The organism is Flavobacterium rhamnosiphilum (genome assembly GCF_004349195.1).
GTDB classification, from domain to species: Bacteria; Bacteroidota; Bacteroidia; order Flavobacteriales; family Flavobacteriaceae; genus Flavobacterium; species Flavobacterium rhamnosiphilum.
The window spans coordinates 63,838-77,584 of sequence record NZ_SMLG01000011.1 but is presented as its reverse complement, the minus strand read 5'-3'; the positions used below and the strand labels follow the sequence as shown (position 1 = coordinate 77,584).

The 13,747-nt window shown below is 35.8% G+C and carries 11 protein-coding genes; 3 read left to right on the top strand and 8 right to left on the bottom strand.

All coding sequences use genetic code 11. From position 1 onward, the window contains the following. Positions 1-58: 58 nt before the first annotated feature. The 4 genes from obgE to hpt all read right to left on the bottom strand — a co-directional run bounded on the left by obgE (position 59) and on the right by hpt (position 3,818). Positions 59-1,060 carry a GTPase ObgE gene (gene obgE, locus E0I26_RS13480; protein WP_131916989.1) on the bottom strand — a complete coding sequence of 334 codons (1,002 nt, stop codon included), beginning with the start codon at positions 1,058-1,060 and terminating at the stop codon, positions 59-61. 89 nt (positions 1,061-1,149) lie between these two features. Next, complete coding sequence (locus E0I26_RS13475; protein WP_131916988.1) at positions 1,150-2,421, bottom strand: hemolysin family protein; 1,272 nt, start codon at positions 2,419-2,421, stop codon at positions 1,150-1,152. Between the two features lie 217 nt (positions 2,422-2,638). Next, positions 2,639-3,211, bottom strand: a complete 573-nt coding sequence (locus E0I26_RS13470) for an adenylate kinase (protein WP_131916987.1) — start codon at positions 3,209-3,211, stop codon at positions 2,639-2,641. 76 nt (positions 3,212-3,287) lie between these two features. Further along, the gene (hpt, locus tag E0I26_RS13465; protein WP_131916986.1) at positions 3,288-3,818 is read right to left on the bottom strand and encodes a hypoxanthine phosphoribosyltransferase; all 531 of its coding nucleotides are present in this window, start codon (positions 3,816-3,818) and stop codon (positions 3,288-3,290) included. A 99-nt stretch (positions 3,819-3,917) separates the two neighbouring features. On the opposite strand from hpt, the gene E0I26_RS13460 reads away from it, so the two are divergent. Beyond that, positions 3,918-4,463: a hypothetical protein gene (locus E0I26_RS13460; RefSeq protein WP_131916985.1), complete on the top strand. Its 546-nt coding sequence runs from the start codon at positions 3,918-3,920 to the stop codon at positions 4,461-4,463. Between the two features lie 148 nt (positions 4,464-4,611). On the opposite strand, the gene E0I26_RS13455 is transcribed toward E0I26_RS13460, so the two are convergent. The 3 genes from E0I26_RS13455 to E0I26_RS13445 form a co-directional block, all read right to left on the bottom strand. After that, positions 4,612-5,499 (bottom strand): PorP/SprF family type IX secretion system membrane protein, encoded by an 888-nt coding sequence (locus E0I26_RS13455; protein WP_131916984.1) that lies wholly within the window; start codon positions 5,497-5,499, stop codon positions 4,612-4,614. A 24-nt stretch (positions 5,500-5,523) separates the two neighbouring features. Beyond that, positions 5,524-9,402: a gliding motility-associated C-terminal domain-containing protein gene (locus E0I26_RS13450; RefSeq protein ID WP_131916983.1), complete on the bottom strand. Its 3,879-nt coding sequence runs from the start codon at positions 9,400-9,402 to the stop codon at positions 5,524-5,526. Positions 9,403-9,630: 228 nt separating this feature from the next. Further along, complete coding sequence (locus E0I26_RS13445; RefSeq protein ID WP_131916982.1) at positions 9,631-10,710, bottom strand: helix-turn-helix domain-containing protein; 1,080 nt, start codon at positions 10,708-10,710, stop codon at positions 9,631-9,633. Positions 10,711-11,182: 472 nt separating this feature from the next. On the opposite strand from E0I26_RS13445, the gene E0I26_RS13440 reads away from it, so the two are divergent. Together E0I26_RS13440 and purE are read left to right on the top strand one after the other, a co-directional pair. After that, positions 11,183-12,334: a 5-(carboxyamino)imidazole ribonucleotide synthase gene (locus E0I26_RS13440; RefSeq protein ID WP_131916981.1), complete on the top strand. Its 1,152-nt coding sequence runs from the start codon at positions 11,183-11,185 to the stop codon at positions 12,332-12,334. A 105-nt stretch (positions 12,335-12,439) separates the two neighbouring features. Further along, on the top strand, positions 12,440-12,925 hold the full coding sequence (gene purE, locus E0I26_RS13435) for a 5-(carboxyamino)imidazole ribonucleotide mutase (protein ID WP_165929453.1): 486 nt from the start codon (positions 12,440-12,442) through the stop codon (positions 12,923-12,925). A gap of 47 nt (positions 12,926-12,972) precedes the next feature. Here the strand turns inward: purE and E0I26_RS13430 are convergent, their stop codons facing one another. Next, the gene (locus tag E0I26_RS13430) at positions 12,973-13,644 is read right to left on the bottom strand and encodes a hypothetical protein (RefSeq protein ID WP_131916979.1); all 672 of its coding nucleotides are present in this window, start codon (positions 13,642-13,644) and stop codon (positions 12,973-12,975) included. Positions 13,645-13,747: the final 103 nt, after the last annotated feature.

The following is a 13,747-nucleotide window of genomic DNA, read 5'->3' as shown; positions in this document are numbered from 1 at the left end:
AAAGCCGTCTCATATATAATACGAGACGGCTTTTATAATTTATTTAGAAAATTAAGAATTAATCATTCAACATTTTCCATAATTTATCTTTCAATTCCGTCAAACCTTGTTGCGCAACAGATGAAATAAACATATAAGGAATGTCTTTGAAAGCAACGTCTAATTCTACTTTTAGCTCAGCTTTTAATTCATCATCAAGCATATCGCATTTTGAAATGACCAACAAACGTTCTTTGTCGAGCATTTCCGGATTGTATTTTGTCAATTCGTTTACCAAAATATCATATTCCGCTTTGATGTCCGGAGTATCAACAGGAACTAGAAAAAGCAACGTTGAATTACGTTCAATATGACGCAAGAAATAATGTCCTAATCCTTTTCCTTCGGCAGCTCCTTCTATAATTCCGGGAATATCGGCAATTACAAAAGATTGAAAATCTCTGTACGCTACAATTCCAAGATTTGGTTTTAAAGTTGTAAAAGGATAATCTGCAATTTTTGGTTTAGCCGAAGTCAATACTGACAATAGCGTTGATTTTCCTGCGTTAGGAAAACCTACTAAACCTACATCCGCAAGCACTTTTAGTTCTAAAATCACATCCATTTCTGAGCCAGGTAATCCAGGCTGTGAATATCTAGGTGTTTGATTGGTTGAACTTCTAAAATGCCAGTTTCCTAAACCACCTTTTCCTCCACGAGAAAGTACTTGTTTTTCACCATCTTCGGTAATTTCAAATAATATTTCTCCAGTTTCTTTATCTTTTACAACAGTACCTAGCGGAACTTCGATGTATTTATCATCACCATCAGCACCAGTACTTCTGTCACCACTTCCATCTCCACCATTCCCGGCTTTAATATGACGCGCAAATTTAAGGTGAAATAATGTCCAAAGCCCTTTGTTTCCTACAAGATAAACATGTCCTCCACGACCACCATCTCCTCCATCTGGTCCACCTTTTTCAATAAATTTTTCTCTATGCAAATGCGTAGATCCTTTTCCTCCTTTTCCGGAAGAAACATATATTTTTACGTAATCTACAAAATTCCCTTCAGTCATTTTTTTTAATTTCAGATTTCAGATTTCGGATTTCAGATTGAAAAAATTCAAAAAGCTATCAGTCTCCTGTCCTCTATTTTTATTATTAATTATTTAAGTGCTTTCACCATCACTTTATCAATCTTCACGCCATCCATATCGATGACTTCTAACTCAAATTTTTGCCAAATTAATTTTTCTCCTTGTTTCGGAATGTGAGAAAGCTCCGTCATTATTAACCCGCTCACCGTGGTAACTTCGTAATCATTCCTTAATTCGTCTAATTCGAAATAAGTCAGGAAATCATGTAGTGAATAATGTCCGTCAACCAGCCATGTCCCGTCTTCTCTTTCAATCAACTGAAAATCATCTTTATAAAATTCAGATGCATCACCTACTAAGGCTTCCAGAATGTCATTCAGAGTAATTACTCCTTGAAAAACACCATATTCATCTGAGACAAATGCATAATGAATACCTGTTTTTTTGAAGTTTTCTAAGGCTATATAAGCGGTGGTTTGCTCCATCATAAAAGGAGCTTCGGTCATTATATCGGCCAAATTGAAGTTTTCATTTTCAAAATGTGCGAAGATATTTTTCAGGTTAACGACTCCAACAATATCATCATAGTTTTTATCATAAACAGGATAAATAGAATGCAATTCTTTGAGCATAAATTCCTTAACCTGTTCTTTATCAGAATGCAAAGGTAAAAAAACCACTGACTTCCTGTGCGTCATCAATGAGTTTATTTTTCTGTCTCCAATATGAAAAACGCGCTCCACAATATCTTGCTCTATTTCCTGTACTTCCCCACCTTCGGTTCCTTCCTTTATAATTGCTTTTATTTCTTCTTCGGTTACTTTACCGTCTGCGGTTGGTTTTATTTGCAAAATATCCAATAAGAAATCCGTTGAATGTGTCAACAACCAAATAAATGGCGCGGTAACTATCGAAACTATTTTCATAGGCAATGCGACAGCTTTGGCGATAGATTCCGGATGATTCAACCCGATGCGTTTAGGTAATAATTCACCCAATACTAAGGAGAAAAAGGTCAAAACAACAACTACTATCCCTACTGCAATTGGATGCGCATAGGGTTTTAACACTTCAAATCCACTTACAAAAGTTTCGACATCCAAAGTTATTTTATCTCCGCTATAAATACCCGTAAGTATTCCTATCAAGGTGATTCCTATTTGTACCGTTGACAAAAATTTGTTTGGAGAATTGGCCAAATCCAATGCAATTTTAGCACTTTTGTTCCCTTTTTTTGCCGCAGTCTCTAATCTATTCTTTCGTGCTGAAATCAATGAGATTTCTGACATAGAGAAAACCCCGTTTAATAGTATTAGAAAAAATATAATTAGTATTTCCAATTTTTTAGTTGATTCGTTTTTTTATTAAAAATGTGATTTCTTAATTTTTATGTTCTGAAATCTCCAATCTGGATTTTAGCCCAGATGGTAGTGAAAAGCCCACAGCTTAAAAAACTCCTTTTTCTTGCCGGAAAAGAGCGCCCGAAGGAAGCTCCTTTTATGGCTTAGAAAAATAGTTTTTTAAGCCAGGACTTGCAGCGTACAGCTGGGATTGCTCCTATAAATTATCAATTACTTTGCTCACTCTTTCGGTAATTTCGGCAATGGAACCTATTCCATTTACTGCGTGAAATTTTCCTTGCTCCTGATAATAATTCATTAAAGGAGCTGTCTTTTCATTGTATTCCTGATAGCGATTTCTGATTTTTTCTGCATCTTGATCGTCAACTCTACCACTTGTTTTTCCTCTTTCCAATAAGCGTTGCACTAGAATTTCATCATCGGCTTCAAGCGCAATTGTTGCAGCAACTTGAGAACCTATTGAAGTAAGAAATGCGTCTAGAGCTTCGGCCTGTGAAATTGTTCTTGGATACCCGTCAAACAAAATTCCGTTTGTATCCGGATGTTTATTTACCTCATCAATTAGCATTTTTGTTGTCAATTCATCCGGCACTAAATCGCCAGCATCCATGAATATTCTTGCTTGTTTGCCTAGTTCTGTATTGTTTTTTAAATTAAAACGAAATACATCACCGGTGGATATATGTGTTAATTTGTATTTTTCCTTCAAAAACTCTGCTTGAGTTCCCTTACCTGCTCCTGGTTTTCCAAATAAAACAATGTTAGTCATTTTTTAAAGTTATGTGTTATGCGTTTTTTTGTTATGTGTTTTCTGTTAGGTGTTATGTGCTTTCTACTCATAACTTTTACTCTTTCAATTTATATACTTCTGGTAAATTTCTTCCTAGTCCATTATAGTCTAAACCGTAGCCTACAATAAATTTATTTGGAATTCTAATCCCAACATAATCTATTTTTATGTCTTTTGTGTATGCTTCCGGTTTGAAAAAAAGTGTCGCTATTTTGAAATGTTTAACGTTTTGTTTTTTGAATAATGCTTTCAATTCTACTAAAGTGTTCCCGGTATCTACAATATCTTCTATTATAATAACAGAGCGCCCGGTCAAATCCTGATTCAGCCCTATTAATTGTTTTACTTCGTTTGTTGAAGAAGTTCCCTCATATGATGCCATTTTTATAAAAGAGACTTCACATGGTTTTTTATATTGTTTCATAAAATCAGAAACTACCATAAAAGCGCCATTCAATACCCCAACAAATACTGGTGTTTCATCAGCAAAATCATCTTCAACTTGTGCCACCATTTTTGCGATGGCAAATTCAATTTCTTTAGCAGAAATAAACGGAACAAATTGTTTATCGAGAAGTTGTATCATTATTTTCGTGTTTAAAATAATGGGCAAAGATACAGAATTCGGATTTGACAATTGATACTTGATCCTAAATTTGTATTTTTAAATCAAATTATAAGAGAGATGCCTACTGAATTACAAAAAAACCTTGATTCCCTTAAAGCTTACAGAGAAACCCGACTAAAAATAGCACACCATATTTTAGAGAATCCAAATTTTCTTGACGAGTTAATTACAATTTGTTTTACTGTTTCTGATAAAAATTCGCATAAAGCCTGTTGGATTTTAGAATTTGTATCTGATGAAAAGTTAAAATGGTTGCAACCGCACATGGATTTTTATTGCGAAAATATTGGAAAACTAAAAGACGAAAGTGCGATTCGACCGATAGCGAAAGTTTGTCAGCTTCTGGTCACTTCTCATTTTAAAAACAAAGAAATACAACTTTCAGAAAATCACCTGCAAAAAATTACAGAAACTTGTTTTGATTGGTTAATAAACGACACTAAAGTGGCCTCAAAATGCTATTCTATCCGAACCTTATACGTATTAGGAAAGCATTTTGATTGGATTCATCCTGAACTACAAATTATTCTTGAACAAAATTACACAAATCATTCGGCAGCCTATAAAGCAGTAGCTCGAGAAATTTTGAAGAAAATAAAATAGCATTAACTATCCCCTTTCTCTCCAATTTAAACAACTTGGATAACTGTTCAAAAAAAAGAGGCTGCCTATATAAATAGACAACCCCTTCTGTTTTTAAATTAGACTGACAAAATAAAGACTATTTCAAAAGTGTTTTTTGATAGTCTTATTAAAACTTAAAGCGAATAAAAAATTCATTTGTGTTTTTTGCACTTGCCAATTCTGTTCTGGTACTCACCTCATAAGCATAACCTACCATCATGCGCTTGCTTATTGTGAAATCAACTATACCTGCAAAGGCTTCATCAGTTCGATACATAGCTCCAATTTCAAAATTATTTTGAATCTGAATCATCGAGTTAATATCAATAGAGACTGGCGCGCCATTAACATACCTTAGCATAAATGAGGGCTTTAATACCAAAGACGCATCTGAGTTCAAGTTAAAATCGTATCCTCCACTCAGGTAAATATGTGGTCTGTCAGTTGCTACAGAAGCATATCCGTCATCATTTTTGGCTCTTTCCGTATTTAATATTCTGGGAACAGAAAGCGAAACAAAGAATTTTTCATTTTTTAATAAAGCCCCTACACCTACATTGGGATTAAAATGATTTATAGATTCCAAGGCAGGATCAGATTGCGACAAATAAGTTTGAAGTCCCGATGTATTTACATCATAAAAATTACCTCCTGCTTTAAATCCCAAGTACAAGTCCATCGTCTCATTCATTTTTAATTTATACGAAAAATCAATTCCTAACATGGTTTGTTTTTCGATAAACGTTTTATCACTAACCATAGAAATCCCTAATCCTAAATTACTCCCAACATTTGTACCAAAAGAAACTGCCTGAGATTCTGGCGCATCCTTGATTCCTGTCCATTGTCTTCGGAACGAACCCGTAACAACCGTTTCACCATCCACTCCCGCATAAGCTGGGTTTATCATATTCATATGATACCTGTACATGGTGAAAGTACTTTCCTGCTGGGCGAAAAGGGCACTACTTAAAAGTAGTAGTGCTCCTGCCAATATATTTTTAACTGTTTTCATGTCTTTCGTTTTCTTATTTTACGACTATCTGTTTATGTATATCCAACCTTCTTTATCGATAGTTCCATCACCTTCAAAATCTATTTGATAATAATACGAACTTCCTTCAGGTAACAGCTGGCTATTGTTTTTGCTATGACCATCCCAATCATTTTGGTAGTTTCTGGCCGAAAACACCTCTGTTCCCCAACGATTGAAAACGCGCACCATTGAGTTAGGATGATTTTCGATATTGTAAATAACCCAAGTATCGTTAACCCCATCTCCGTTTGGAGTCATTGCCTCAGCTACATTAACCTCGATCAAATCACAAAGATCCCCCAGACCATCATGATCACGGTCTTCCTGATTAGGATTGTAAGTCATCGGACAGTTATCTACCGTGTCTAGAATTCCATCATTGTCATCATCATCATCACAAACATCACCCAGAATATCTTGGTCGTTATCCGCTTGATTCGCATTCGCTATTAAAGAACAGTTGTCATTACCGTCTAATACTCCATCATTGTCGTCGTCATCATCACAATTGTCTTTGATTCCATCAGAATCATTGTCACCAAATGTATTAACAACCATTACCACCGCAGAAGCCGTTGCTACATTACCGTTGACATCTCTTACAGTCAGAATAACCGTATTAGCTCCTACATTGGCACAACTAAAAGTAAGTTTACTTAAACTGATTGAAGCAATTCCGCAATTATCAGTTGATCCATTATTTATTTGAGCTGCCGTTATCGATGCATTTCCAGAAGCATCCAATTGAACCGGGATGTTTTTTGTCAAAACAATTGGAGCTTCATTGTCAACCACAGTTACCGTTTGTGTGGAAGTAGCCGTTAATCCTGAACCATCGGTTACGGTCCAAGTAACGGTATTAGCCCCTGACACTAAACTTGCCGGAGAAGCAACAACACTCCTTACACTACAATTATCTGCCGCTGTCGGTGCCGTTAATTGTGAACTTGCGTACGTACAAACTCCCGCATCTGCATTGACATTTATTGCTGATAATGTCGTTATCGTTGGCTTTTGCGCATCTACTACCGTTACTTTCTGAATTACTGCCGCTGCCGCATTTCCATTAGCGTCGCTTACATTCCAAGTGATTGTTGTGGTTCCTTTTGGATAAAGGGCATTCAATGCCAATGCATCACTTCGAACGCCTGTTAGTGCACCAAGAGTACAATTATCTGTCGCAGATGCAGAAACAACTACAGTTGCTCCACAAACATTTAAATCAGTAGTAACATTTTTATCTCCGTTAGCAGTAATCACAGGAAGTTGATTATCTGTTACGATAACGGTTTGGATAACTTCAGCTGCTGCATTATTGTTAACATCTAATACATTCCAAGTAATAATTGTAGTTCCTATTGGATAAAGGGCATCTAATGCCAATGCATCACTTCGAACGCCTGTTAATGCTCCAAGAGTACAATTATCTGTCGCAGATGCAGAAACAAGTACGCTTGCTCCGCAAACATCCGCATCTACATCTACATTTTTATCTCCATTGAAAGTAATCACAGGAAGTTGATTATCTGTTACGATAACGGTTTGGATAACTTCGACTCCTGCATTATTGTTAACATCTAATACATTCCAAGTAATAGTTGTAGTTCCTATTGGATAAAGGGCATCCAATGCCAATGCATCACTTCGAACGCCTGTTAATGCACCAAGAGTACAATTATCTGTGGCAGATGCAGAAACAAGTACGCTTGCTCCGCAAACATCTGCATCTACATCTACATTTTTATCTCCATTGAAAGTAATCACAGGAAGTTGATTATCTGTTACGATAACGGTTTGGATAACTTCGACTCCTGCATTATTGTTAACATCTAATACATTCCAAGTAATAGTTGTAGTTCCTATTGGATAAAGGGCATCCAATGCCAATGCATCACTTCGAACGCCTGTTAATGCACCAAGAGTACAATTATCTGTGGCAGATGCAGAAACAAGTACGCTTGCTCCGCAAACATCTGCATCTACATCTACATTTTTATCTCCATTGAAAGTAATCACAGGAAGTTGATTATCCGTTACGATAACGGTTTGCACAACATCAACTGCTGCATTTCCATTAATATCACTTGTATTCCAAGTAATCGTTGTGGTTCCCACTGGGTAAACTGCATCCAATGCCAAGTCATCGCTTCGAACGCCAGTTGGTGCGTCAACAGTACAATTATCTGTCGCAGATGCAGAAACAACTACGCTTGCTCCGCAAACATTCAAATCAGTAGTTACATTTTTATCGCCATCGGTAGTAATGACAGGAGCCGTAATGTCTTTTACTATTACTTTTGCCGTTTTTGTAGCGGTGTTTCCGGCCGCATCCGTAACGGTCAACTTCACATTTCCATTAGAAATTTTATACCCATTAATTGTAATTGAACCTGAGCTAGAATCAGATATCCAAATAGTCTCTCCGTCAAAAGCGGTGTTGAAACAATTTTGAGCAGTCGCGACAGAGCTGATATAGGCGCCCGTGCCGGCATCAAACGCATGAATAGCATTCCAAGCATAAGGGACAGTTGAGAAACCACCATTAGCAACACCTGAAACATAAATAATCCCATTGGCATACACCAAACCACCATATGTATTAATGGTTCCCGGTAGATTAATATTTTTCACAAAAGCTCCGGTAGTTTTATCCAATACGACAATAGTATTTGTAGAGGGGCTCGTTGCAAACACGTACAAATCACTAGTGGTCACAGACGAAGCTGTTGTGCCTAAATTATAGGACCAAACAACAGTACTCCCGCTTATCCTCTTAATTGTGTTATAACTCCAATTCGCCGTGTAATAATCCGAACTTGATTTATCCATCCACAACTGCATAATCTGCGATACTGGAGCATTAAAACTTCCGGTAGCATTATGTGAAGCATCATATTTATAGATTGTTGACCCTGACCACGCTGGATACCAAAATTCATTCGTATTGGGATTGTATCCACCACCCCAAGAATGTATATTTTGAGAAGCGGCACCTACATTTGTAAATGCCACAGGTTGTGCAGAAACATCCCCAATATCAGAGCAAGTGAAAGTCGTTTTGTCTAAACTCATACCTGTGATACCGCAATTGTCCGTCGAATTATAATTGATCATCGCTGGCGTTACAGTCGCTTGACCATTTGCATCCAAATTAACTATTATATTCTGAGTAATAACAGTTGGTTTACTATCGTCCTTAACCTCAACACTGGTGCTGGATGTCGCTCCAGAATCATCAGAAACGGTATAATTGTGGGTTCCTGGACTAACAGTAAATACACCAGTCCCGGTATATGGAGACATTCCTCCGGTAGCTGTTATGGTAACGGTTGTTTCGCATGAAGAAGACGAAAAGGGGGCAACAACTGCATTAATTGTTACCATAGCAACTTTAATGCTGCCATGAGACCCACCTCCTCCAGTATCCATTACTCTAAATTCAAGGGTAGAATCGCCGTCAAGGGTACCTTTCCAAACACCTGAATGACTATCACAGCAACTGATATGATTCCAGACTTGCACACCATTAACAAATAAATACGCACCATCATCATGGCTAGGAATATCAATCGCATAATACCCCGGAGTAAACCCTGTGCGTTTAGCGGCATAAGAATGGTTGTCATTACCTACAGCATTTCCTGTATAACCAGAGGCATCAGATGGACTATTATTCTGATTCCATCTTGCCTGTGTGTCAAATGACAAATTAGATTCTGTGTAAAATCCCGCATAATTACTTACAGGAAAAGTACTGTCGGTGGAATTATAGGCATATACATTCCATACATTATCGCCAAAAACGGAGGGATCTCCACTTTGAGCGTTCATTGCATTAAAAACACAAAAGACACTCGTAATAAAGAGTAGTTTTAATTTCATACTGGTTTGTTTAGATTTATTTGGAAGCAAAAATAAAAGGAAAAAAAAGGATTGAATAGCCCATTAGGACAGACCGTGTTTTTTCTTAAAAACAAAGTAGATCATAATTTACCTTTTGACTTTAAACACATGACAATCAACTTATTATTATTTTAAAATTCAAAAAAGGATTCTAAAAAATTTGATTAAAATCAGAGATACAGTCCCGAAAAAAGACAAAAAAAAGCATTACACCGCTTCTTTTACTTCTGAAAAAAGTCGCGCTTCAGACGGAAGTTTACCAAAGCGTTTTTTAAAATTGGCGGCAAATTTACTGCCGCATTCATGACCCGTCACTGCTGCAATATCTTGAATTGGAATGTCCGAATTTATAATCAGTTGCATCGCCAATAACATGTTTTTTTCTTTGTGATATTTCAACATAGAAAACCCAAACACCGTTTTGAAATCAGACTTTAATTTTGTGGGCGAAATCTCTACATGAGCAGCAATACTCTCGATACCTAAGAACGGAAGATGCAAATGGTGCAAAATCATTTTCTCGGCCTTGGCAACGTTATAGTAATCTAAATTGTTTAACGAAACATTATCTAAAATGCGGTTGTCTTCAAAAGAATTATCAAAAAATGCAGCAATCAATTTCATACACTGTTTTTTTAAATCTACAGTATTAAATTGACCTTCACTTTCGGTTTCTAAAATTTTTGATGTTTTTTTGGCCAAACCATGCGCTTTTGGAGCGATGTCTAACCAAGTATAAAAACCTTTTTTAGTGTTGAAAAAATCTTCAACAGCCTCTTTTTGAGGAAATTTTTTAGACAGAATATTTTTATCAGCCCATTCTTTACTAATGGCAAGATTAAAAAAAGTACCTGTCGTACCCTTATAAAAATAGGTAGCCACTTCGGTTCCGGGTTTGTAAAAAGTCCAACACGTACTTAGAAGCGTAATGTCATTTGAATTTTTAAAAGGATATTTATATTCAAATACAGAAAATGACAGGAAATAATAATCCCTTAATTGATTTTCATCATAAACTGCTTTAGCGATGATATTTTCTTTGATGTTTATATCTGTTGCCAAAAGCCAAAAGCCGTCTTCCATTTCGCGATAGCGCATTACCCCTTTACAGAAAGCATTGTTCAAATAAATGGATTGTTGCAAAGTTTTATGATGGGTTACCGGTAATTTTACTAAACTATCCAACATGGCTTGTGGGGAATTGGACAAATAGGGTAATTCAAGAAAGCCATCCTTGAGAAGGAATAGATATTTTTGAATGTGTTTAGGCCAATTATTTAAGGTCATGTATATAACGATTTAGTTATTTTAAAAATCAAATCAAATGTAAAATTATTTATCAACATAAACCTACACATTAAAAGTTAATCACACTAAAATCAAAAACTTAGCAAGCAAACCAACTTAGACATGTCTCTATTTCCGATTTTCAAGATCGAAGCAACAACAAATACTTTTCTTGCTCTTTTTTAATTGGTTTCTAATTTTTAATTTGTTTTAAAACCAAGCTTTAACAAATACAATAAGCAACAATCGACTTATTTTACCCAATAACTGGCTCAAATCAGTCTGCTAAACTAAAGGAAAATTAACAACCTAAAGCAGGTAAAAACACCTGTTTATCCATTAATCCATAAATGCATCTCGAGTATATCATTATTACCTTCAAATTTGAAAAATACCACTAACCAACTCAAATCAACAAACAATAAATTGGCATTTGTTTTTTATCAATTATCTTTGCACAAATTACTACACAATGAATTATTTTTCTTCTGATTTTAAATTGGGAATTCTCGGCGGAGGACAACTGGGCAAAATGCTGTTGTTTGACACCCGAAAATTCGACATACAAACTTATGTTCTTGATCCAAGTGATGAAGCACCATGCAAAATAGCCTGCAATCAATTCTTCAAAGGCGATTTGATGGATTTTGAAACGGTGTATAATTTTGGCAAAAAGGTTGATGTTTTAACTTTCGAAATCGAATTGGTAAATCTTGAAGCTTTAGTAAAACTCGAGGAAGAAGGAGTAAAAGTGTATCCTTCCCCTAAAACTTTGAAATTGATTCAAAATAAAGGAATTCAGAAAGATTTTTATATTCAACATGCTATTCCAACAGCTAATTACAAGCGATTTGAAAATCTAAAAAGTCTAATTGTTGACATCTTGGATTCTAAAACAAAACTTCCGTTTGTATGGAAATGTACAGAATTTGGCTATGATGGGAATGGCGTTAAAGTCATTCGACAAATCTCGGATTTAGATAATTTAGCCAATGTAGAATGTATTGCCGAAGAAATGGTTCCTTTCAAAAATGAATTGGCCGTTATCGTTTGTCGCAATCCATCAGGTGAAATAAAAACCTATCCTGTAGTAGAAATGGAGTTTCATCCGGAAGCTAACCAAGTTGAATATGTGATCTGTCCTGCTCGAATTGACGAAAAAGTTGCTGAAAAAGCAAGAGCAATCGCCCTGAATGTTTCAAAAATGTTCAATCATGTTGGCTTATTAGCCGTTGAAATGTTTCAAACCGAAGACGATGAAATCCTCGTGAACGAAGTCGCTCCTCGCCCGCACAATTCAGGACATTATTCAATTGAAGCCAGTTATACTTCGCAATTCGAAAATCATTTGCGTGCGATTCTTAATTTACCTTTGGGAAATACTGACAGTAAAGTAGCTGGAATTATGGTAAATCTCTCGGGTGAAGAAGGTTTTTCCGGAGATGTAGTGTATCAAAATATTGAAAAAATATTAGGTTGGAATGGTGTTACACCTCACATTTATGGCAAAAAACAGACACGTCCTTTTAGAAAAATGGGGCATGTAACGATAGTAAATCAGGACATCAACGAAGCTCGAAGAATAGCTGAAGATGTAAAGAATACAATAAGAGTAATAAGTTAATTAAAAGATTGAAAAAATTAAAAGATTGAAAAATTCAGAACACCAACTAAATTGAGTTTCTCAAAAAATCTTTAAATACTTAAATCTTTAAATAAAAAATAAAAAATAATGAAAGTAGCCGTAATCATGGGAAGCATTTCTGACATGCCCGTAATGCAAGAAGCCATAGACATCCTAAAAGCATTCGATATAGAAATAGAAGTCGATATTGTATCGGCGCACAGAACACCCGAAAAATTGTTTGATTTCAGTAAAAATGCGCACACCCGTGGTATTTCGGTAATTATTGCCGGCGCTGGCGGTGCTGCACATTTACCAGGAATGGTTGCTTCGATGTCACCATTACCTGTTATTGGGGTTCCTGTAAAATCCAGTAATTCAATCGATGGCTGGGATAGTGTTTTGTCTATTCTACAAATGCCAGGCGGAGTTCCTGTAGCAACAGTAGCTTTAAATGGCTCCAAAAATGCGGGGATTCTTGCCGCTCAAATCATAGGAAGCCACGACAAAAGTGTGATGGAAAAAATAATTAAGTATAAAACAGGATTGAAAGAAGCGGTTAACATAGCTTCCGAAAGCCTAAAGAAATAAAGAAAAGCTCCATAAAGGAGCTTTCTTGTTTTAAATCATGAATTTATTTACTCCACATTTTCTGCTATTTCTAAAACCCCTTCAAATTCCGAAGCGATTATATCTTCTTTATTCAACCAATACTCCGAAGTAGTGATTGTATAATTTAGATTATCCGTAGTTGTCAAATCCCATAAAACATCCTCAGCTTCTGGAAAAGGCGCATTTTCATTCATCGCATTATCAAACAGTCTTTTAATAAGATTACTATCAGACAATCCTTTGCTTAATAATTTCAGTACATTCTCTTTGGTCAACTGCATCTCATTTTCACTTTCTAATGGTGCAATTGTAACCGCTATAATTGTTGCTTTTGCGTTCGGGAATTTACCATTATAGGCTTTAAAAAGCAATTGATTGATATGAAATAAAGTCGAATGCAAACCTATCTCAGGATATTCTTCACACACTTTATCCAAAAACATATCGTTTGATATTTGTTGGATTTGACCTTCATTCAAATCTTCTGACAATTTATATTCTAATACAATCACGGCAGCCTCTTTGGGTTCAAAATCAGAAATTGCCATAAAAAGCAACTCTCTTAAACTGGAAGCATCCGCATCGGAAGCATCCGGATAATCGAATTTTTCAAGCAGTTTAATGTAATCCTCATTTGTCCAATATTCTTCAATTTCATCTACAGTATTGACTCTATTTATTGTAATTTGATAGTTCATATTTTCTTTGAATATTTATTTCTTATTTTTGATTTGTTTCTTCAGAAACCAATCTTTTTTTACAATTTAGGGCTTTATTACTGCGAAACGAAATAAATAACAT

Coding starts and splice junctions, on each gene's coding strand:
- E0I26_RS13455 (WP_131916984.1), bottom strand. CDS start 5,499: ATGAAAACAGTTAAAAATATATTGGCAGGAGCACTACTACTTTTAAGT.
- E0I26_RS13460 (WP_131916985.1), top strand. CDS start 3,918: ATGCCTACTGAATTACAAAAAAACCTTGATTCCCTTAAAGCTTACAGA.
- obgE (WP_131916989.1), bottom strand. CDS start 1,060: ATGACTGAAGGGAATTTTGTAGATTACGTAAAAATATATGTTTCTTCC.
- E0I26_RS13450 (WP_131916983.1), bottom strand. CDS start 9,402: ATGAAATTAAAACTACTCTTTATTACGAGTGTCTTTTGTGTTTTTAAT.
- E0I26_RS13430 (WP_131916979.1), bottom strand. CDS start 13,644: ATGAACTATCAAATTACAATAAATAGAGTCAATACTGTAGATGAAATT.
- E0I26_RS13445 (WP_131916982.1), bottom strand. CDS start 10,710: ATGACCTTAAATAATTGGCCTAAACACATTCAAAAATATCTATTCCTT.
- E0I26_RS13470 (WP_131916987.1), bottom strand. CDS start 3,211: ATGACTAACATTGTTTTATTTGGAAAACCAGGAGCAGGTAAGGGAACT.
- hpt (WP_131916986.1), bottom strand. CDS start 3,818: ATGATACAACTTCTCGATAAACAATTTGTTCCGTTTATTTCTGCTAAA.
- E0I26_RS13440 (WP_131916981.1), top strand. CDS start 11,183: ATGAATTATTTTTCTTCTGATTTTAAATTGGGAATTCTCGGCGGAGGA.